This window comes from Siphonobacter curvatus (assembly GCF_002943425.1).
Classification (GTDB): domain Bacteria; phylum Bacteroidota; class Bacteroidia; order Cytophagales; family Spirosomataceae; genus Siphonobacter; species Siphonobacter curvatus.
In genome coordinates this window covers 2473822-2495799 of record NZ_PTRA01000001.1, presented here as the reverse complement: position 1 = coordinate 2495799, position 21978 = coordinate 2473822, and the positions used below count along the sequence as shown (strand labels likewise).

The window sequence follows — 21978 nt, the reverse complement described above, 5'->3', positions numbered from 1 at the left end:
GGGTTCGAATTTCAGTCACCTCCGAATCTACGTCCTACTTATGCGGCTCACTATTTTGCTTTTCTGGCTCTTTTTTGGCTTCTATACCCAGGCTCAAACTTCCAAACCTATCCTCACGGGAGCCGACCGGATCGATGAATACCTACCGTATCTGAAAGGAAAACGGGTAGCTCTGGTTGTGAATCAAACCTCGATTATTGGCTCCCGGCCCAGTGTGGATAGTCTGGTGAGCCGCGGGGTACAGATTGTAAAGATTTTCGGTCCTGAACACGGCTTTCGGGGCAATGCCAGTAATGGAGCCAAAGTCGGCGACGAACGCGATCCCAAAACGGGAATTCCGGTGCTCTCGCTGTACGGCAAACGCAAGAAACCGCTACCCGAGGATTTAACGGATGTCGATCTGCTGGTTTACGATATTCAGGATGTAGGAGCCCGCTTTTACACGTACATCAACACCCTGCACCGGGTGATGGAATCCTGCGTGGAAAATAAAAAGGAGCTGGTGATTCTGGATCGGCCCAATCCCAACGGGTACCTCGTCGATGGTCCCATTTTGGAAGACCACCTGCACTCGGGCATCGGGATGCACCGTATTCCCGTCAGCCACGGCATGACCATCGCCGAATTTGCCCAGATGATCAATGGAGAAGGCTGGTTGACGAACAAAGCGACCTGTCAACTACACATTGTAAAAGTGGCCAACTACCGGCACGAGTTGCCCTATGATTTGCCCGTGATGCCATCGCCCAATCTGAATACGCAGCAATCCATTCTATTATATCCGCATATTTGCTGGTTTGAGGGAACCATCATCAGCCAGGGAAGAGGTACGTACTTCCCCTTCACCGTACTAGGTGCTCCGGCCCTGAAAGGCAAGTATGCCTTCTCGTTCAAGCCCGTCAGTATTAAAGGGATGAAAGAAGAACCTTTGCACGAGAATCAGGACTGTTACGGACTGGATTTACGGAAATACGATACCCGGCAACTACGCAAAAGCGGTCGCCTAAATCTGCAATGGCTCATTGAAATGTATCTGGCGTATCCGGATAAGGACCGTTTCTTCGATAAAAGTCAGCATAAAGAAATTGGCGAGTTTGATAAACTATCGGGGACCGAACAACTGCGGGAGCAAATCATTGCTGGCAAAAGCGAAGCCGAGATTCGAAAGAGCTGGGAGCCGGGTCTTTCACAGTTTAAGACCATGCGGAAAAAGTACTTGTTGTATCCGTAGGGCATTCATTCAAGACCTAGTTTGAGTAGCTATTTTTCTTAGGGGGATTTCCGGAAGGCTTGTCAAACAAAGGGGCGTACCTTAAATTGCTTCCTTTCCCATTTTGTAAACGAACGAACCTATGAAGAAAACACTACTACTGGCTTTGGCCACGGTGGTTTACTCGGGCTCCGGCTGGGCTCAGAAGACGGCTACACCGCTCATGCCAGAGAAGAAATACGAAACTGAAATCAGTACACTGACCAGTCGTCCCCGGGTAAAAACGGCCTTTCAAACCATTCTGGACCTTGAGCCCGAAACGCGTAAAGATCATTTGCTGTTAACGCAGATTCCTTCCCCGCCCTTCAAAGAGCAGGTACGGGCCAAAAAATATGCTGAATTACTGCGAGCCGCCGGAGCCGATTCGGTATGGATGGATGAAGTAGGCAACGTACTGGCTCGTCGAAAAGGCAAAACGGGCAAACGAACGGTAGTCCTGGAAGGACACCTCGATACCGTTTTCCCGGAAGGAACGGATGTAACGGTGAAACAGCGGGGCGATACCCTGTTTGCTCCCGGCATCGGGGATGATAGTCGGGGACTAGCCGTTGTGCTGGCCGTTCTTAAAACCATGCAGAAAAACAACCTCCGCACCGAAGGTGATATACTCTTTGTCGGTACGGTAGGCGAAGAAGGCCTGGGCGATCTGCGGGGCGTTAAACACCTGTTCTCCGGAAAAGGCCCTAAAATTGATTCTTACCTGTCGGTAGACGGGTCGGGCATCGGACCAATCACCAACGGCGGCGTCGGTTCGGTACGGTATCGAGTAACGTACAAAGGGCCGGGCGGGCATTCCTACGGTTCGTTTGGGCTGGTCAATCCGCATCAGGCCCTGGGTCGGGCGATTCATTACTTTACGCTGGAGGCGGACAAATTTACCCGCATGGGGCCTAAAACGACCTACAGCGTCAGTGTGATTGGTGGCGGGACTTCCGTAAATGCCATTCCGTTTGAATCGTGGATGGAGGTCGATATGCGTTCGGAAGATCAGTCGAAGCTGGCCGGAATCAATGACCTGTTTCTGGCTGCCGTACAGAAAGGGTTGCAGGAAGAGAATGCCATCAAACGAATGGGTGCCGACCTGACGGTAGACGTCAAGAAAGTAGGCGATCGGCCTTCGGGTATGACGGAGGCCAAGCAGCCTCTCATTCAGCGGATGATTGCCATCAGCCGGTATCTCAAAGCCGAACCTTCACTGCACAGCAGCTCCACCAATGCCAATATTCCGTTTGCGAAGGGCGTTCCGGCGGCTACGATTGGTATCGGTGGCGTGGGTGGTGGAGCCCACTCCCTAAACGAGTGGTGGATGAACGATAAAGGATATCTCGGTATTCAGCAAGCCCTGCTGATCGTACTGTCGGAAGCTGGTTATACGGAATAAGGAATTAGTTAATTGCTTCATGAACAGCCTGGTGGGACTTTTTACCCCATCAGGCTGTTGGGTTTTGCTAGGTATGGTTGTTTTCGAATTCAGTACATAACCAGCCCTTATCAACTATGGCAATGCAGGAAAAATTTGCTCTGATCACCGGAGCCACGAGTGGCATTGGGTATGAACTAGCCAAGCTATTCGCTAACGATCAGTATAATCTGGTCATCGTCGCTCGCAATGCCGACGAACTGAATACAACGGCTATCAAATTAAGCCAGCAATACGGAGTAGAGGTCGTCACCCTGGCGAAAGATCTGGTACAACGGGAAGCTCCCCAACAAGTATATGAAGAAGTGAAAGCCAAAGGCATTCAGATCGATGTACTGGTCAATAATGCCGGTCAGGGACAGTACGGACTCTTTGTCGATACGGATCTGGAACGGGAGCTAGATATTATTCAGCTGAACGTTAGTGCCTACGTATCGCTGACGAAGTTTTACTTGCAGGAAATGGTGGCTCGCAACGATGGGAAAATCCTGAATGTGGCCTCTATTGCCAGCAAATTGCCCGGTCCCTGGCAGGCGGTCTATCACGCGACCAAGGCCTTCGTACTATCGTTTACCGAAGCCCTGCGGAGTGAAATCAAGGAAAGTGACGTTACGATTACGGCCTTATTGCCTGGTCCAACGGACACTGATTTCTTTAACAAAGCCCAGATGCAGGAGTCGAAAATCGTGCAGGAGGGCGATCTGGCCGATCCAGTACAAGTGGCGAAAGATGGTTACGAGGCTCTGATGGCAGGCGACGACAAAGTAGTATCAGGTCTGAAAAACAGGCTGCAGACAGCGGTAAGCAACGTTATGCCGGATTCCATGCTGGCGGATACGATGAATAAGCAGCAGCGACCTGCGGATACGAACTCCTGAGCAGAAAAATGAATCGATTTTAACACCCGGCTTTCGTATGGTCATGTACGGTAGTCGGGTGTTTTTATAAGTCAACTTTGCGGTCGGCTGTCGAATTGCTCTATCTTTAAGGGGCCGTAAACAACGTTCTGTATGCTGATTAAAAATGACCCCAAAGTGATTAATGCCTGGTGTTTTTATGACTGGGCTAATTCCGTACACGCTTTGGTGATTGTAACCGCCATTTTTCCCATCTACTTTGGGGCCACGGCAGTAACCCGCTCCCCGGATTTTGTTACCTACTTCGGGATGGAGTTTCAGAATTCGGTGGTGTTTTCCTATTCCGTATCCATCGCTTTTTTGATCATTGCCGTGCTGAGTCCCCTGTTTTCAGCCATAGCTGATTACTCCGGTCGCAAGAAGCTGTTCATGAAAATCTTCTGTTATTTCGGAGCCTTCAATTGTGCCTTACTCTTCTTTTTTACGAAAGAAAATTACGTCAGCTCAACGCTGTTTTTCATCTTCTCGCTCGTCGGCTGGGCGGGGAGTATCGTCTATTATAATTCCTTCCTGCCCGAAATCGTGACGGAAGATCGTTACGATGCCGTGAGTGCCCGCGGTTTTTCTTTAGGCTATATCGGTAGTGTACTACTGCTGGTTTTTAACCTGACAATGGTATTGAAACCCGAATGGTACGGTATCACCGATGCGAGTCTGCCGCCCCGCATTGCCTTCCTGAGCGTGGGTGTATGGTGGGCGGGTTTCGCTCAGTATACGTTTGCGTACCTACCGGAAGTATCGCTGGAAAAGGAACGGCAGAAAAACTGGTTATGGAATGGCTTCATCCAGCTGAAACTGGTGTTGCAACAGATCAAAGGTATGCCGCTGTTGAAACGCTTTCTGCTGGCGTACTTCTGCTATAACATGGGGGTACAGACAGTTATGTATCTGGCCACACTTTTCGGCGATAAAGAACTTCACCTGGACTCCGGTTCCCTCATTGCCGTCCTACTAGTCATTCAACTGGTGGCGATTTTGGGAGCCTGGCTGTTTGCCAAAGCCTCGGCCCGTTGGGGAAATTTCCGGGCTCTGATGGTCGCGGTATTCATCTGGATTGGTATTTGCGGGGCTGCGTACTTCGTGCAGACGGGTGCTCAGTTTTACGTACTGGCCTTCGTCGTGGGTCTGGTCATGGGTGGGATCCAGTCGCTGTCGCGTTCGACTTACGCCAAACTGCTGCCTACGGGTACGCACGATACGGCTTCGTTCTTCAGTTTTTACGACGTATGCGATAAAACATCAACCGTAATCGGAACCTTTCTCTTTGGCGTTGTCATTCAGTTCACTGGTTCCATGCGGTACAGTGTGCTGGTCATTGCTGGAGTCTTTGTGGTTGGATTCATCATGCTAACCATTTTGACCCGAATAAAAAAAGGAGTCCAATTCTTGCATCCGTCTAATCGAGCCTTATTTTTGTGATCCTAAACGCTTGGAATGTTAGCTCAGTTGGTTCAGAGCACTACCTTGACAGGGTAGGGGTCAGGGGTTCGAGTCCCTTACATTTCACTTTTTGTAAAGTACCAATAAACAAAAACACCCGCTTAAAGTTAATTTAAGCGGGTGTTTTTGTTTATACTCGAATGGGCTAAGCCCGATTCCGGTATTTTATTATTGTAAGCTCCATGGTGGTCAATTACCGTCAAATACTGGAACACATTAGTGATGCTCTATTCCTGCTGGATGCAGATGGGTATATTCAGTATTGTAATCCCGGAGCAACTACGCTGACGGGTTATTCAATCAACGACTTGAATCATCAGTCGATGGCCCTGCTGAGAAGTGGCGGCAACGATCTCATTCATGCAGAATATGAGCGAACCGTAGCTCTACGTCAGGGAGTCACGCACAGCAAAAGCTGGATTTTTCGAAAAGATGGTAGCCATTTCTGGGGAGAAATGACGGTCACCCCCGTTTTTGACGAAGAGCAGATCTGCACGGGCTATACCTGTTTACTGCGGGATAATACCACGGTGTTGGAGGAAACCATCCGCCTGCGAGACAATGAAGAACGCTACCGCCTGATGGTAGAAGGGGTCAAAGAGTACGCCATTTTTCTACTCGACATTGGTGGACACATCGTCACCTGGAATGAAGGAGCCCAGCGTACCAAAGGGTATTCTCCCGATGAAATTATAGGAAAACACTTTTCCACTTTTTACACGGCGGAGGACCTTAAGGATGGCAAACCCGCTCGCGAGCTAAAAATTGCAGTAGCGACGGGTAAGTACGAAGAACAAGGCTGGCGGGTTAAGAAAGACGGCTCGGTCTTTTGGGCGAATGTGGTCATTACTGCCTTGTTCAACGAACGAAATGAACACATTGGCTTCTCAAAAGTAACCCGCGATCTTACCGAAACGAAGTACCAACAGGAAGCCCTGCGAGAGAGTGAGGAACGCTATCGTTCCTTAGTGGAACAGGTAGGCGATTACGGTATTTTCATGATGGATGAAAAAGGGCGTATTGTCAGCTGGAATACCGGGGCTCAGCGAATCAATGGATACACGACCGAGGAAATTCTGGGTAAGTATTTTTCCATTTTTTATACTGAAGAAGACATCCTGAGCGGTAAGCCGGATTTTGAATTACGAACGGCTCTGGCCGTGGGTAAGTACGAGGAAGAGGGCTGGCGACTCCGAAAGGATGGCAGTAGATTTTGGGCTAACGTGGTTATTACGGCCCTGTACAGCAGTGAAAAGGTGTTCATGGGCTTCTCGAAAGTAACCCGTGATCTGACCGAACGCAAACAGGCCGAGCTGGCCTTACGGGAAAGCTACGAACGATTCCGCTCACTGGCTCATACGCTTAAAAAAACCAATACCGAACTGGCCTACGCCAATCAGGAACTGGAACAGTTTACTTCCATCGTTTCTCACGACCTGCAGGAGCCCATCCGGACGATTAAAAGCTACCTGCAACTGCTGGATTTGAAACTCGATGCCGAGCAATACACGGACCTAAAAGCTTATATTAGCCGAACGATTCACGCGGCCAATCGCATGCGGGAGCTAATTCAGAACCTGCTGCATTATTCGCAGTTGAGTCGTGGCGAAATTCTGGAAGTAACCATGCCGACGTCGGAACTCATCGAGCAGGCGTTGCAAAACCTGAAGAGTTCGATCGAACGTACCCAGCCGGAAATTCGTATCGAATGCGAAGTGGATGTCGTGAAAGGAGATCGGGTACAGCTGGTTCAGTTACTCCAAAATTTGCTGAGTAATGCATTGAAATTTACCGACGCGGAAAAGCCACTCATTACGATTCGGTGTACGGAGGGGGAAGGACACGTGAAATTTTCCGTATCGGACAATGGGATCGGGATTGCTCCCGGGGATTACGCGAAAGTGTTTGATATGTTCAGACGTCTGCATACCCAGAAAGAATATCCCGGTACGGGCATTGGACTGACGATCTGTAAAAAAATTGTCGATCGGCACCGGGGCACCATCTGGCTTGAATCAGAAGCCGGTCAGGGGACGACCTTTCATTTTACATTGTACGAAAATTAAGTGAACGTTTCGTATGAGAACTTATACGATTTTAATTGCGGAAAACGACGAGGACGAACGATTCTTTATGCAACAAGGATTCGACGAAGCATCGGGCTTATTTGAAGTGGAAGCTCTGGTAAAGAACGGCGATGACCTGCTGGAATGGCTGACACTTAACGCTCCCCGCAAACCTGACGTCATTTTATCGGATCTTAATATGCCGGGCAAAAACGGATACGACCTCATTAACGAACTAAAAGCCCTGCCCGCGTACGCTTCCATTCCCGTCATCATTGCTTCAACGTCGCCCATTCAAAGTACGATCGAACGCTGCCTGACGCTGGGAGCCGCCGATTATATCATAAAACCCGAAACGTTCATTGAATACGGTCCTTTTATTCGGGAATTACACCAACGTATTATTCAAAAGGAACTCATTCCCTGATCGTTACTAAAAAAGGTCGTAATCCAGCTGAATTACGACCTTTTTTAGTAACGATCAATGGAGACTAGCTTGCCTGAACCGGTAGTTGTACGGTATCAGTCCAAAAGTGGTATACGGTATCCCATAAATTGGATAAGCCGCGAAAGTTGGTTGGTTTCACAATATAAGAGTTCGCCCCCAGTCCGTACGCTCGATGAATGGTGTCTTCATTGTCCGAGGTCGTTAGCATCACAATGGGCATTTCCTTCCAAACAGAAGAATTTTTTAGTTTTTCAAGTAAAGCCAGGCCACCCATCTTCGGCATGTTAATATCCAGCAACATAACGCTGGGACGAGTTTTTAGACTTTGTAATACTTCCAAAGCGTGCTGACCATCTTCGGCAAAAACTAACTCGCAGTTGTATTCCCCTTCTTGACAGGCCAGTTGCAATAAATCACGATCATCTTCGTCGTCTTCAACGACAATAAACAGTGGTTTTATGGACATGAGTTGGCTATAAAATAATACCATCCGAAAACAGGCTCCGGCGTAGGCATATAAACGATAAGGGGAAAGCGTAGTTCCCGAAAAAGAACAATAATTTTTTGAAAAACGGACGTTCTATCGCAAAGAAATACAATTTTTTTCGCGACTAGGAGTAAGCTCTGATTAAATCTAGATTAGAGTTACAAAAAAATCGATTTACTTGAGGAATGATAAGTATAGGCCCGTCTTTTCGATTACTTTCGCAAGACCGCTTTTACAGGAGTAAGGGCTGTTTTTCGAATACAGGTATTCCGCAGACCGTAGGTTTAGCCGACGAAACACGGGCGGCAAGAAAACAGATTGGCTCTGTACGGGTTACGTAAGAGGAAAGCTTTTCCAGAATAGATTGTTTGAAAATAAGCATGCAGCATAACCAGGCCTCAAACCCTGAAGACGCCCGAATGTCAACGTTAAATGATTTCATGTGGGAATGGAATCTGGAAAACGGTGACATTTGGTGCAGTGAAGGCTACGCAGCTCGGGTGGGCGTTCCGGAAGAACCGGTCCCTAGCTCGGGAGCGTACTGGCATTCACGTATTCACCCCGACGATCAGATGTGGGTGAGCGAAAGCCTGTACGAAGCCTTACAAAAACAGCCGACTACCTGGGAGGCGACGTACCGTTTTCTGAAGGCAGACGGTACGTATGTGGTAGTCAAAGATCACGCTCACTTGTTTCGTAAAGCAGGGACGGTGGTTCGGTTACTAGGCACTTCTACCGTACAGAACGAAGCTCTCAGCAGGTCTACGCAGTTTTACTCGGCCGCTTTTGATCAGGTACCTTTGGGTATGATCGTTACGGATGCAAACGGTCGGATTGTGCGGGCAAATGCCAGTTTTCAGCAACTCAGTGGCTACACGGCTGCCGAATTACAGCAGGTTTCGTACCGCCAACTCATCGATGCTGCCGACTGGCCGATCTACAACGCCCGATTACAATCCTTACAGACGAGCCTCTCCACGCAGTTGGAAAACCGACTTCGACAAAACAATGGGCAGATTTTATGGGTCAAGCAAACGCTTACCCTGATCCCGGCGATGGGCTATTACTTTACTACCGTCGAAGATATTACCCATGAACATCTGCAACGGCAACAGCGGGAACGCTTACTGACGCTCATAGAAAATAGTTCAGAGCTAATGGTGATCGCTGCTATGGATGACCACCTATTGTACATCAATCAGGCCGGTCGCGAACTGGTCGGAATACCAGCAGATGCTCCCATTGTCCATCGCAAAGTATCCGATTTTTATTGGCAGGATCAGTACGCTTTCGTGCGGGAAACGATTTTGCCGGAATTACTCGAAAAAGGACACTGGAAAGGAGAGTTCAGGATCCGGCATTTTCAAACCGGAATGGTCATTCCTGTCTTCGCAAACGGTATTCGTATCGACGATCCGGATACGGGCCAACCGATTGCTCGTGGTTTTACCCTACGGGATATGCGGCCGGAACAGCTAGCCAGGCAAACCATCCTGGAAAGCGAACGGCATTTCCGTAATCTGGTTATTCAGGCCCCCGTCGCCATTGGGCTGTTGAAAGGACGAAAGATGGTGATCGAAACCGCCAACGAATTTATGCTGGAGGTGTGGGGAAAGACGGAGTCGATTGTTGGGAAACCCCTGCTTTCGGCACTGCCAGAACTGGCCGGACAAGGTTTCATCGAACTCTTGCAGGATGTGTACGATACGGGCAACCCCTTTTATGGGAACGAAATTCTGGCTCAGATCATCCGAAATAATCGTCTCGAAGCCCGCTACTATAACTTTGTATACGCCCCAGTACGCCAGTCCGACGGTACAATTACGGGCGTGATGATTGTCGCTAACGACGTAAGCGATCAGGTAAGGGCTAAGAAAGAAGTTCAGTTCAGTGAAGAGCGTTTTAGGAGTTTTGTGCTGGGTTCGCCTACGCCCATTGTAATCTATACGGGGAAAGAACTGCGAATTGAAACCGTGAATCAGGCGATGCTCGACACCTGGCACCGGGATAGTAGCTTGGTAGGGAAAACGTTTCGAGAGGCCTTCCCGGAGCTAGACCCCCAGAATTTTTACCAGCTGTTGGAGCAGGTTTATGTAACGGGGAAAACCTATACCGCCCAAGAAGACCGAGTCGATTTGCTCATCGATGGTGAATTCCGCACCTTTTACTTCAATTTTACGTATAAAGCCTTACGGGATGCCCGCGGAGCCACTTATGGCATCATTAATACCGCAACGGATGTTACCGCCCAAGTCAATGCCCGACAACAGCTGGAAGAAACCGAGCAGAACTTACGCGACGCCATTGAACTGGCCGAACTGGGTACCTGGAGTCGTAATCTCAATACCGGAAAGATTAGTTGCTCCAGCCGCATCCAGCAATGGTACGGATTTACCGAACCCGAAACGGATGTTGAAGCGTTTATGGCAGCGGTGCATCCGGAAGACCGGCACCAGGTACTGGATCTGATTTCTCAAGCCGTAGTTTTCCGGAAATCCGATCATTATTCGGCGGAATACCGGGTTGTACACCTGCAAACGGGCGAGGAGCGGATTGTTCAGTCTCAGGGAAAAGTAACCTGCGACCCGCAGGGAAAACCCTACCTACTGAGTGGAACGTCACGGGATGTGACTTCGCAGAAGCAGGCAGCTCTTGGGCTTGAACGACTCGTTTCCCAACGTACCCAGGAATTGCAGCAGGCCAATGAATTGTTACAGCGTTCCAATCGGGAACTGGAACAGTACGCGTACGTGGCCTCGCACGATTTACAGGAACCGCTACGGAAAATTCGAATGTTCTCGGGCATTATCCGGGAGATGAACGATTTACCCGAACGAGCCCAAAATCCGCTTGCCAAAGTCATCCACTCGTCGGAACGCATGACGCTACTGATTCGCGATTTGCTCGAGTTTTCCCGACTACTGAAAGTCGATCGCATCCTGACGTCTACGGATTTGAATACCATTGTCCAGAATGTGATTACGGATTTCGAACTCGCCATTCAGGAAAAGTCGGCTACGGTGGAGGTGGGTACGTTGCCCACGGTGAATGCTGAGTCACTGCAAATGAATCAGCTGTTTTACAACCTGTTGAGTAATGCTCTCAAGTTTACCAAGGAAGGCGTACCGCCCCGGATCATCATTACCTGCGAGCGTCTGTTACCCCAGGACGTACAGGCGTACGCTTTGCCCGAAGGAGCGTATTATGACATTCGGGTACAAGACAACGGCATTGGATTCTCGGAGAACTACAAAGAGCAGATTTTTGAAGTTTTTAAGCGACTGCACACGCGGGAGGTCTATCCTGGTTCGGGCATTGGTCTGGCGTTGTGCCGGAAGATCGTTCAGAATCACGGGGGCCTGCTGTACGCAGAATCGGAGGAAGGGCAGGGATCTACTTTTCACATCATTCTTCCCGAAGCATTTCGTTCGGCATCGGTTTCCTTTTGAGTAAAAGACACGCGGGTTAAAACAGCGGTGGCACCGGTTTTTTAGCATACTGTGTATAAATCAATACCACGAGACTATGGAAAATGCTGAAAAGAAAATCGACCCCAATCAGACCAAGCACCAACAAAACCCCAACTTATCCTCGGGTAAAGGTGACGGCGATGTTTACCATGAAAATCAACGGGTAGAAGTAGAAGACGAGGGCGAACGTCCGAAAAAAGAACCGCTGGGTGGATTGGAAGTTATCCCAAACAAACCGAATGTATCTTATACGGCTAGTGATGAGGAAGGCGATATCATCCGTCAGGAAAAAGAAAATAATCGGTAGGATCTTGAATTCCGCCTCAAGCGGTTCGCATCGTCCTAACCTTCCTAATAAAAAAACCTCGTACAAACGTGTACGAGGTTTTTTGTTATAAACTAACCACGGCCCGTTCTTCCTGTCGCAGCATTTTGGCGGGTACCACTTTCTGAATTTCTTCAGACAAAGCCGCTACTATTTTCTCTTTGAGGTAATTACGGCTAGTAACCAGACCGACTTCCCGGACGGGAGCGGGTGTCTGGAAGTATCGAATCAGTTCGAGTTGATCTTCCGTGAAATCCTGGGTTGCCAGTTCGGGCAGAATAGTCATACCACCCGATGTGTTCACCATTTTCTTGAGCGTCTCTAAGCTGCCTGCTTTGTATTCAATCTGGTGAAGATCGGCCGCTTGTCGGGTTAGCTGGCAGAGGTGCTCAATCTGTGAACGCAGACAGTGACCTTCTTCCAGCAACCAGAGTTCGTTGGGGTCCAGCTCTTCGGGAACCGCGTATTTTTTGTAGTACAGCGAATGTTCGGGTGAAACGTACACGAGCAGCTCTTCGTAAAACAGCGGATATTCCTTCAACATATCATCCTGAAAAGGCGTAGCCATCAGGCCGATGTCGAGTTGCCCGTTTTTCAGCTGTTCAATGATGCTTTCCGTATTCTGTTCGGTAATCTTCAGCCGAATATCGCTGTAGGTATTCAAAAACTGCTTCAGAAACAAAGGAACCAGGTACGGAGCAACCGTCGGTATAACGCCCAGACGAACCTCACCAGCAAGTTCATTCTTACGTTCGTCAACAATGCCTTTGAGTTTTTCACAGGATTGTAACACGTGCCGGGCCTGCTGTACAATCAACGCACCGATCTCGGTGGGCTGAGTGGGCTGCTTCTTGCGATCGAGCAGTTGTACTTCCAGTTCTTCCTCCAGTTTCTGAATTTGCATACTCAGCGAAGGTTGCGTAACCGAGCAGGCATCGGCGGCTTTCCCAAAATGACCGTAGTCAGCAATGGCCACTAAGTATTCGAGTTGTGTGATCGTCATTAGAAAAACTTATTCTTTCTTCAGAATAATTGATTTGTATGATGGAGTAAAGTTGGCTTGTTTTGCAGCCGAAACCAAATAAAACATTTCCGGGATCGTCCTTTTCTAGTATTGCAAATTAGTCTATTGATTAGGATTATTCAAAGGAAAAATTGTTTTTATTGTTACTGTAATTCATTACTAAACCATCTTCTTCTCATGGCAAATGGTATGCTGGGCTTAGGGGCCCAATTCCCAGAATTCAAGAAAACTGCCGTTGTATCTCTCGAAAAAGGCAACGAATTTTATGACATCACGAGTGAAGATCATAAAAACGCTGGAAAATGGCTGGTGCTGTTCTGGTGGCCTAAAGATTTCACGTTCGTATGCCCAACGGAAATCGCTGCTTTCAACCAGAAAGCTTCTGACTTCGCCGATCGCGATGCTCTGTTAATCGGTGCTTCTACGGATAGCGAATTCGTTCACCTGGCTTGGCGTAAAAACCATGATGATCTGCGTGATCTGAAATTCCCCATGCTGGCCGATACGTCAAAGTCACTGGCGGAAGAGCTGGGCATCCTGACTGCTGACGAAAAAATCGCTTACCGCGTAACATATATTGTTGATCCCCAAGGTATCGTTCGTTTCGTAGCGGCTAACGACCTGAACGTAGGTCGTAACGTGGACGAAGTACTGCGTGTACTCGACGCTCTGCAAACGGACGAACTTTGCCCCTGCAACTGGGTAAAAGGCGAAGAAACGATCAACGCCTAGGTCCAGGACATATTTCAAAAGTATTTAATAACCCTGGTGAGTCAATCGTCAGGGTTATTTTCTAAGAGGCCATGCCTCTTTTCCCAAAACCCAACAAGCGTATGTTTGGCATTGCATCTGAAACTAAAAAGAACTTACTCGCTGAGATTAAATTGCCCGAGACTTTCGAAAGCCTCTGGCTCGACCGTCTGAATGCGACGGATCACCGATACCTGAAGGACCTGCGTATTAACGTACAAAACGTCCTGAAATCGCAGAACCTGACCAAGAAAGAAGCGTTATTGATGGCCCTCGGCGTGGCGATCAATGAGAAAAGTCAGGCTGCCGTGATTGAAGCCATCGAATCCGCTGCGAAAGCAGAAGGGGCAGAAGATAAAGAAATTCAGGAAGTAGCAGCCTGCGTTTCTTTGATGAACGCCAATAACGTATTCTACCGTTTCCGTCATTTCATGGACTCCGAAACGTACAATACGATGCCCGCGGGTATCAAGATGAGCATCATGATGAATCCGGTGCTGGGCAAGGAGTATTTCGAACTGTTGAGTCTGGCGATTTCGGCCATCAATGGTTGTGAAATGTGCGTGACTTCCCACGAAGCCAGTGTTCGTCAGCACGGAGCTAGCCAGGCTCGTGTATTCGATGCCATTCGTCTGGCCGCGATCTTCAAAAGCTTCCTGACTTTATTGTAAGAGCTGACGATTCAGTTGCCGGAGCCATAAATCCCGGCTTTGGCAGGTCCAGTGACTATCGCCCGGCTGGTACGCAGCAGGCCCCAGCGGCCGCACGAGTCGGTAGGCATCCACTATTTTTAGTTTCAGTCGCGGATCCGACTGAATGCGTTCGATCAGGTGATTATAGCGGCCCAGGTAATTGGCCGCTATAGTTGTTTTATTGGGGATGATGCTTAGGTACACCTCATCAAAACCCAGTGAGTGGTACTTCTCGTAAGTCTGGTTCAGATTCGTAATGAGCGTACTGATTTCTTTATCGCTGACGGGATTAAAGTTGGAGTTAACCACCGTTGAATCCGTATCCAGATTTAAAAGTAAATGCTGATGATCGGGCGTAATCGTCGTCATCGAATGAACCCGATTGAAGAAAGTCAGGTTCATCCAGGCCTTGAATTCACGCAGGTGTAGAAAGACTGGCCAGTTAAAAAGCACATTATCCAGCCGTTCTTCGGGGTAGGTGAGTCGCACATCCTTGGGTCCCGTCATAAACTCGTCGAAATCGGTCCGGTACGAATGCGTTTTTTCGACGGGTTTGACCGGCTGCGGGCTCAGTACAAAGTTACTCACTGGCGTCGCCAGGTGTTCCCGGAAATGCCGCTCGACCGATTCAATCAGCAGAACATTGCGTATGGACGTATCCAGATGAATGTTCGTATGGTCGTTCCAGTGCGTATACGTATAAGTACGGGTCTGAAAATCCTGAGCATCTACTGAGCCGGGTTCCATAAAGCTATCGCCAATGGCGTACAAAGCCACGGGTACTTGGGGCGTAGGATCACTAAATAATTTCCGACACGACTCACGAACGGCTTTAAACGCCGCCAGATTGGTGAATCGGTACAAGTCCCCGTACTTGTAATCATCGGGCAAATAACCCTCTTTCCCAAGGGTGAAATAGAGGGTTTTAGAAGTACTCGCCGCAAAAACGACGAGTAAAGCAAGCAGAGCAATAATTCGTACGAATGAGGCCATGGCGTATTCGCGTATGGATGATACCGGCAGGCCGAAATCTCCTAAAACTGAAAATAGATAAACTGGTTAGAACTGAATACTCCGAAGAAATAACAGCTGAGAATCAGGAGTGTAAACACTGTCCAGAACGGTCCGTTTTTCTTGGTCGGAATGAGAAAATAACGGTACTCTTTCCACATCATAAACGCGACCAGGGCGATACTAAACCACATTTCCGTAGCGTTGAGCGGCGTTTGTAAAGTGTCGTGGATGGAAATGGAAGCCAGCCCTTTGAATACCCGGTACGCGTCTCCCAGCGTTACCGCCCGGAAAAATACCCAGGTCAGGGTTACCAGCCCAAACGTCAGGATGACCTGAAACAGGCGGTACCACAGGGCCGTAGGAACCTGAATACTCCGTTTTTCCATGAACTTATCCCGAATCTGGGCGAGCGTCTGGTACAACCCGTGAAGGGTACCCCAAATGACGAAGTTCCAGCTGGCTCCGTGCCAGATACCGCTGACAAAGAAGACCGCAAATCGATTGAAATACTGGCGAGCGGGCGACACCCGACTACCGCCCAGTGGAATGTAAATGTAATCGCGAAACCAGGTAGACAGGGAAATGTGCCAGCGACGCCAGAATTCGGAAATTGAAGCAGCTTCGTACGGGGACTTGAAGTTTTCCATCAGGGTAAAGCCCATCACTTTGGCCGCTCCGATGGCGATGTCTGAATAGCCCGAAAAATCGCAGTAGATTTGAAAGCTGTAGAAAATGGTTGCCACCCAGAGACTCGTACCGTTATGATCGCTAATGTTGGCGTAGGCCGGGTCTACGACCATTGCCAGCCGTTCGGCAATGACTACCTTTTTAAAAAGGCCCCAGGCCATTCGCATGAGTCCTTCCTTGACATTCTCCCAATTATAAGGGAAGTATTCGTGGAACTGCCAAAGTACGTTCTGCGGACGTTCGATCGGTCCCGCCACCAGCTGCGGATAGAACATCACGTACAGAGCATAGATCCCAAAATGACGTTCGGCTTTCTGATTGCCCCGGTACACTTCAATGGTGTAACTCATGGCCTGGAAGGTGTGAAACGACAGACCAATCGGTAAGATAATGCCCGGTAGCAAATCCATCCCAAGCCGCGGAATATGCCGCGTATTGCCCAGCAGATGCAAAACGGCTTCCACATTTTCGGCAATAAAATTGAAGTATTTGAAAAAAGCCAGAATACCCACATTCGCCACCAGACTCAGTAATAGTAAGGCTTTTCGGTTGCGGGGATTTTTGGTATTTTCAATCCAGATACCTGCGATGTAATCAATGACAATCGTTCCAAAAAGAATCAGAATATACTTGGGAACGAAGATGAGATAGAAATAACAACTGGCCAGTAATAGTAATAGCCAGCGTCCACTCCACCGGAGACTAAAATAACTAAGCGTTACGATTCCGAAAAAGAGAAGAAATTGAAGGGAATTAAAAACCATTGGAAGTCGTATAAAAAACGCCCAAAACTAACGGTTTGGATTGGAAATTCATGGGAATAGGAGCACGGACCCCTGGATTAACGGATTTTGGACGTCAGAATCTGTACTCCTTTTCCGCTGGTAGCATAGATGAACAGCTTCTGATAGGACTCCGCAAACTCGATTGTAACCGGGTAAAGGCTCGGAATGGGGGCCTGAATCATCGGTTCGCCCTGTAAATTGTACAGCATGGTACCCCGCGAATCCGTCACGGATAAAATTTTCGTTTCGGCTCCAAAAGCAAAGTATCGCAACTGACTTTCCGGTGTAATCGGGAAAATATTAAAGAGCGAATTGGCCTGTTTATCTAAGATCGTTACGTTCTGATTCGTTTGCTGCACAATGAGCCAGTCCTTCCCGGTTTCTTCTAATAATGTCCGGAAACGCGTTTCGCGGGATGGCTTGATCAGCTGTCGGTGCTGGATAATCTTGCCTTCCTGATTCATTTTTAGAATTTCACCAGAAACGCTGACGAGTTGCAGAGAGAAATCCGCGTCGCGATCGGTCGTTTCGACAAAGGCAGGCCCGTCAAAGTTCTGCTTGAGTTGAATCGGGAAACGAGGTAAAGCTTTGCCTTTCGCATTGGTAAGCGTCAGGTGGCCGTTGGGTTCGAGCAGCACCGCGTACGAATCGCCCTGCGTAGTTACCTGAGTAATGGGAGTCAAGGCATGCCGCACATCGGGAATGGTCCCGGAAGGAACAAGGTTGAACGCAGCCTTGCTGACCGTGTATAGTCGACCTTCGGCGTCGAGGGCCGAAAACTGAGTACGCCGTTCGGGCGTCTGATCGAAAATGGTCAGCCGATAGTCCAGCAAACGGCTGAAGGGTTTGGACGCGTACAGTTGATAACCTTTCGCCGTGGGATTCAGGATATACAGGCGGTCGGCCGTAAAGAGTACGAGCTGATCGCGTCCTTTGCCAAAGTAGTCCATTAACTGAATCGGAGCAACCAGCGGACCCGACAGCCGGAATTTCACCGAAGGAGCGGCTCCAATGGCTACGGGAATCAGGTCATGATCCTGCGTTTGAATGATCAGGTCGGTCGTACCCATAATAGCATTCCGGTACACGTAAGGCTCTCGCTGCAACGGTCGACCCAGCGGATTCGGAATGAGCTTTTGCAGGAATACTTTTCGCAGCAGACCGGGATCTGCCGTGATGCGGCCTTTGGTCCAGATGAGTCGATGGTCAACTTTACCCGCCCGAACGCCGGTTTGCCAGGTAAGAAAATTCAGGCGTTTGAGCGGTTCTTCCAGATTGGTAATCGGACCTTTCCACTCATTTTTGAGGCCCTTCAAAACGGAAAACCAGGATTTTCCGGCATTAAAAACCATCGTGAATGGTTGGGGCTTCATAAGCCGCAGGACTTCCTGAGCCTGAGCCGAGTTCATCCAGACGTTCCCCCGTCGGTAATCCATGATATAATTTCGGATCACCTGCACATTGCTGCCAAAGACGGCGTATCCGTCTACGATCGTGTAGTAAGTGCGGGGGAAGCCTTGAAAAGCACTCCCAAACCAGACCGCCGGAACTTCCGTCAGTAAGAGTTGGCGTACAACGTTTCCCGCAACTAATTCTTCAAAGCGGGGAGCTTTTTCGTGTTCCCGTATCGCGGCAGCGTCTTTCTGAATCCAGCGAATAAAGGCTTTGGGTTGATTCAGCTTTACCAGTAGCAAGTTGCCGCCTTCGTTAAGTTCATCACTTTCCATGCGGCATAGCACCAGCTCCCGATTGATGTGGTAATAAATAGAATCGGGCGTGACGGGGTAGTTGTCCTGCCACAGTGATTTCTGGTCCGCCAGCTCGGATTCGTGTTTCCGCTGGTAGCGGATAAAACGATTGGCCCAGCCAATGGGGTCCGACAGGTTGAGCTTCACCATCGTGGCCGTTCCGTTGGGAATGAAACGTTGACTGAGCATACCACCCGACTGCTGGCCGTCGAAGGTGTGCCAGTAAGGATTGGCTTCCGGAAGATTGGTGGTGGTTTGAACCGATAGTTCTTTTCTCAGGCCGTCGACCTGGCATTGAAATGCTGTATTCGTGGGCAGTAGCGACAATAATGATCCGCCGGGCGATTGTTGATTCATGATCCGCCCGGCCAGTAATTTCAACGCCGGGCCATTCAGCCAGAGTTTGGTTTTGGCAGTAACGTATTCCGCAGGTACGGGCGGCGAAGTGGCCGGAACATCAAGTAACTTACTGATTTTCATGGCCACGTTTTCCACCAGTAGCGAAGACGGACTCAAAATCAAATAGTTATCGTATTGCATGAACGAAAACCGTTTACGGCTGGCCGCAATGGTAACGTCGGTAATGGCCTGTTTGGCCGTTTGATGGGTAAGACCCCGTACGGCTTTGGAATTGAGGGAATTGAGTTGACTTAAGAAGATCTGATCCTGAGCCTGGTAGGGGATATAGAGTACGTAATTAACGGTACTACTAGTTTCCACGTGCAGGGCATACGTGATGGTTTTTCCGTGCAGAAAATTCGACAACTGAGCCGTGTCCGTCACCGCCTGCCGCAGAACGCTCAGAGCATCCTGAGCTTCTTCCAGGATCGGTAAATCGGAAAGCTTCATCTGGTAGGAACGCAGGGGCTCGGAGGGATTCTGTAGTTCCGTACTTTCAACGGCTAACAGATAATCTTCCGGGATGTAGGCCCAGGCCGAGCGTTCGTTCGTTGACCAGCGGTAATACGCCCAGCAACCTAATCCAATAACGATAGCAAGGCCCAGAATCCAGTAAATACGCTTCACTAAGGGTCAATTTTTAGAAAATCGGTGAGCGGGGCGTTAGCCACCGTATGTAATACCGAATGTACGGAACAACTTAATAAAATTGCCAGTCGGTTTCCCGACTGGCAGCGAATAAAAGGTTCCTCGTCGAAACTTCAAATAAAAATTGAGCTTACTTACCCCACATGGCGTTAGCGGTGTCGGGGAAGAAGAGTGAGAGTTCGGGTACGTTCATCGCTACTCGGTTGGCCCATTCCACGCCCTGCATCAGGGAGTGATCCTGGTTGGAAACTTCGTACTTCCAGGCACCGAAGCGACCACGGGAGTAGATGTCAAAGGGTTCCAGAGCGGGTAATACGGTTTTCAGAATGCCGTCGCGTTCAACACTTGGCGTGGGATAACCGTACTCGAAACGAATATGGAATTTAGAAATGATGTCGTCGGCTGATTCGATGAGTCCATCTTCCAGCAACGCCTGGATGGTTTCAGCCATCAGCGTTTCCTGGTTCACGGGTTTCTTGGGTGACTCACTCACTTCCACCATTAACGACCACTGCGTATTAATGTCGGGTACGTTGTTGGGGGAGTAGTTCGAGAATACCGTAATCCGGTAGTAGGGACTATTGGATTCGGGGAAGTACATCCAGCATTTCGTCGCCAGTTCTGCTTTGGGTTGGCCTTTCAGACCAATACCAATCACGTTAGTTGACGAGTGCTTGAGGCCCTGAGCTTTCTCCACAACGGCTGGGTCGAGGCCCTGTACCTTTTTCGTGAACAAATCCACGGGCATGGTATTCAGTAACGTCTGATATCCTACCGTACGACCATCGGCCAGCGTAATCTGCTTTTGTTGGGCATCAACGTTGGTTACTTCGGCGTTGAGCAGAATGTTTTCGCGACCCACCAGATCACCTACGGCTTCCCAGATGCCTCCCGTACCGCCATGTTTGGGGAACTGGAAGGTGGCATTGGGGCCCCAGGAATAATCGTCGTTATTGAATAAGATATTTTTGGTAATGCGGTGTAAATCCACAACGGATACGCGTTCGCCTACCCATACGGCGTTCATGTCTTCGGTTGGATACGCCCAAACCTTGAAGTTATACGGGAACATGAAAACCTCACCCAGACCCCGGCCCTGCGTAGCTAAAATCCACTCGCGGAAGTTTTTAGGCTTACCTTGGAAAGGATTCTTGTACAGGTCAATCAGGCCATCCAGACACTTCCACATCGTATCCTGCGAGAGGTATTTGATGTTGTTCTGGAAGGGATAGGGTACGAAACGGTTCTCAATCCAGACCCAGCTTTCGCGTTGGTGCGTCAACCAGCCATCGGCTCCAAGAGCCTTCAGCATCAGGTCGTCAAAATACTTATAGTGAGAAAACTGGACGTGTCCGCCTACGTCCCAGGTAAAGCCTTGTTCATCAACGAAACTGGTGGCCAGCCCTCCAATATGGTCTTCTTTTTCCAGAACCAGGAAATCGGTAATGCCCAGTTCTTTCAAACGATACGCCGCCCCCAGACCCGTTGGGCCTGACCCAATAATTACATACTGATAATTCATGCTGAATAATTTTCTAAATGAGTCAGAATGGTACAACTAAATAGTACTTAGGATTTGATGGCTTTCACTTTTGAGTTGAGCTCCTGGCGGAATTTGAAGAGCTCCTGGAAGCTTTGCCAACACACTTTCAGTAATTTCATTTTTTGAATGGAAACCTCACCGGTTGCCCGTTCCTTGTGCGTAATGGGGATATCAAAGGTTTTGTTACCCGCCTTACGAGCCATGATAGCCAGGAAGATATTGGGGGCAAACGGCAGCGGCGTCGGAAGCTGAGCGAGCAGCTTCTTAAGCAGACTTCCTTTGATGAGGCGGAAAGGAATATTACTATCGGAGATGAACGTACCGTAAACGGCGTACAGCGAGTACTTCAAAACCCGGGTTACAAAAAGCCGGAATGTCGCATCGTGCCGTACTTGGCGGAAGCCCATGATAAATTCGGATTCATTCCGTTTTTCCCAAAGTTTCAGTACATCTTCTGCTACGAACTGATCGTCAGAATCCGTTTGAAACACCCATTCTGAGTTAATTTCAACGGCTTTCCGATACGCATGTACAACGGCATTTCCGTGACCTCCATTTTTCTGGTGGACCACCATCAGTAGAGGGTACTTCGGAGCAATTTGATCTAATTTGGCTCCGGTTGAATCTTTAGAGCCGTCGTTTACAACAATCAGGCGAGTTTCGCCAAGGGGTTGAAAGTATTTTTCAAGGAATGCCGACCAATTTTGAACAACGGTTTCAATAATTTCCTCCTCGTTGTAGGCAGGCATTACAATGGATAGCAGAACAGACATGAAATAACTATTGGTTGGGGACTAAAGGCAACATGATATAGGTTGATGCCGCAAAGGTAGTGCAATATTTCG

General features: G+C 48.9%; 17 protein-coding genes and 1 tRNA gene. 11 read left to right on the top strand and 7 right to left on the bottom strand.

All coding sequences use genetic code 11. The features are described from left to right. Positions 1–40 precede the first annotated feature (40 nt). The 7 genes from C5O19_RS10375 (at position 41) to C5O19_RS10345 (ending at position 7540) form a co-directional block, all read left to right on the top strand. Entirely contained in the window at positions 41–1231 is a 1191-nt protein-coding gene (locus C5O19_RS10375) for an exo-beta-N-acetylmuramidase NamZ family protein (protein ID WP_104714041.1), read from the top strand. 121 nt (positions 1232–1352) lie between these two features. Then, a complete protein-coding gene (locus C5O19_RS10370; RefSeq protein ID WP_104711904.1) occupies positions 1353–2651 on the top strand; it encodes a M20/M25/M40 family metallo-hydrolase in 1299 nt (432 codons plus the stop codon). A gap of 116 nt (positions 2652–2767) precedes the next feature. Continuing rightward, positions 2768–3568, top strand: coding sequence for an SDR family NAD(P)-dependent oxidoreductase (locus C5O19_RS10365; protein WP_104711902.1), 801 nt, complete (start codon positions 2768–2770; stop codon positions 3566–3568). A gap of 132 nt (positions 3569–3700) precedes the next feature. Beyond that, a complete protein-coding gene (locus C5O19_RS10360) occupies positions 3701–5026 on the top strand; it encodes an MFS transporter (protein WP_207766400.1) in 1326 nt (441 codons plus the stop codon). Between the two features lie 12 nt (positions 5027–5038). Next, positions 5039–5113 (top strand) — tRNA-Val (locus tag C5O19_RS10355). Between the two features lie 116 nt (positions 5114–5229). Further along, the gene (locus C5O19_RS10350; RefSeq protein WP_104711900.1) at positions 5230–7113 is read left to right on the top strand and encodes a PAS domain S-box protein; all 1884 of its coding nucleotides are present in this window, start codon (positions 5230–5232) and stop codon (positions 7111–7113) included. Positions 7114–7126: 13 nt separating this feature from the next. Then, a complete protein-coding gene (locus tag C5O19_RS10345) occupies positions 7127–7540 on the top strand; it encodes a response regulator (protein WP_104711898.1) in 414 nt (137 codons plus the stop codon). A 64-nt stretch (positions 7541–7604) separates the two neighbouring features. Here C5O19_RS10345 and C5O19_RS10340 read toward each other — a convergent pair whose 3' ends face one another. Beyond that, entirely contained in the window at positions 7605–8027 is a 423-nt protein-coding gene (locus tag C5O19_RS10340; RefSeq protein WP_165795996.1) for a response regulator, read from the bottom strand. 440 nt (positions 8028–8467) lie between these two features. On the opposite strand from C5O19_RS10340, the gene C5O19_RS10335 reads away from it, so the two are divergent. Together C5O19_RS10335 and C5O19_RS10330 are read left to right on the top strand one after the other, a co-directional pair. Continuing rightward, on the top strand, positions 8468–11497 hold the full coding sequence (locus tag C5O19_RS10335; RefSeq protein ID WP_165795995.1) for a PAS domain S-box protein: 3030 nt from the start codon (positions 8468–8470) through the stop codon (positions 11495–11497). Between the two features lie 76 nt (positions 11498–11573). Continuing rightward, on the top strand, positions 11574–11825 hold the full coding sequence (locus tag C5O19_RS10330) for a hypothetical protein (RefSeq protein ID WP_104711892.1): 252 nt from the start codon (positions 11574–11576) through the stop codon (positions 11823–11825). 85 nt (positions 11826–11910) lie between these two features. Here the strand turns inward: C5O19_RS10330 and C5O19_RS10325 are convergent, their stop codons facing one another. Beyond that, entirely contained in the window at positions 11911–12846 is a 936-nt protein-coding gene (locus C5O19_RS10325; protein ID WP_104711890.1) for a hydrogen peroxide-inducible genes activator, read from the bottom strand. Positions 12847–13044: 198 nt separating this feature from the next. Here C5O19_RS10325 and C5O19_RS10320 point away from each other — a divergent pair, with 198 nt between their 5' ends. Both C5O19_RS10320 and C5O19_RS10315 read left to right on the top strand, forming a co-directional pair. Continuing rightward, the gene (locus tag C5O19_RS10320) at positions 13045–13599 is read left to right on the top strand and encodes a peroxiredoxin (RefSeq protein ID WP_104711888.1); all 555 of its coding nucleotides are present in this window, start codon (positions 13045–13047) and stop codon (positions 13597–13599) included. 101 nt (positions 13600–13700) lie between these two features. Then, positions 13701–14288 carry a carboxymuconolactone decarboxylase family protein gene (locus C5O19_RS10315; RefSeq protein WP_104711886.1) on the top strand — a complete coding sequence of 196 codons (588 nt, stop codon included), beginning with the start codon at positions 13701–13703 and terminating at the stop codon, positions 14286–14288. Here C5O19_RS10315 and C5O19_RS10310 read toward each other — a convergent pair. From C5O19_RS10310 to C5O19_RS10290, 5 genes are all read right to left on the bottom strand, one after another. After that, positions 14280–15302 (bottom strand): hypothetical protein, encoded by a 1023-nt coding sequence (locus tag C5O19_RS10310; protein ID WP_104711884.1) that lies wholly within the window; start codon positions 15300–15302, stop codon positions 14280–14282. The two genes, C5O19_RS10315 and C5O19_RS10310, sit on opposite strands and share 9 nt — an antisense overlap. 41 nt (positions 15303–15343) lie before the next feature. Continuing rightward, positions 15344–16774 carry an MBOAT family O-acyltransferase gene (locus tag C5O19_RS10305; protein ID WP_104711883.1) on the bottom strand — a complete coding sequence of 477 codons (1431 nt, stop codon included), beginning with the start codon at positions 16772–16774 and terminating at the stop codon, positions 15344–15346. 77 nt (positions 16775–16851) lie between these two features. After that, entirely contained in the window at positions 16852–19569 is a 2718-nt protein-coding gene (locus tag C5O19_RS10300; protein WP_104711881.1) for a hypothetical protein, read from the bottom strand. Between the two features lie 151 nt (positions 19570–19720). Beyond that, complete coding sequence (locus tag C5O19_RS10295) at positions 19721–21112, bottom strand: protoporphyrinogen/coproporphyrinogen oxidase (protein WP_104711879.1); 1392 nt, start codon at positions 21110–21112, stop codon at positions 19721–19723. A 47-nt stretch (positions 21113–21159) separates the two neighbouring features. Beyond that, positions 21160–21906 carry a glycosyltransferase family 2 protein gene (locus tag C5O19_RS10290; RefSeq protein WP_094808924.1) on the bottom strand — a complete coding sequence of 249 codons (747 nt, stop codon included), beginning with the start codon at positions 21904–21906 and terminating at the stop codon, positions 21160–21162. Positions 21907–21978: the final 72 nt, after the last annotated feature.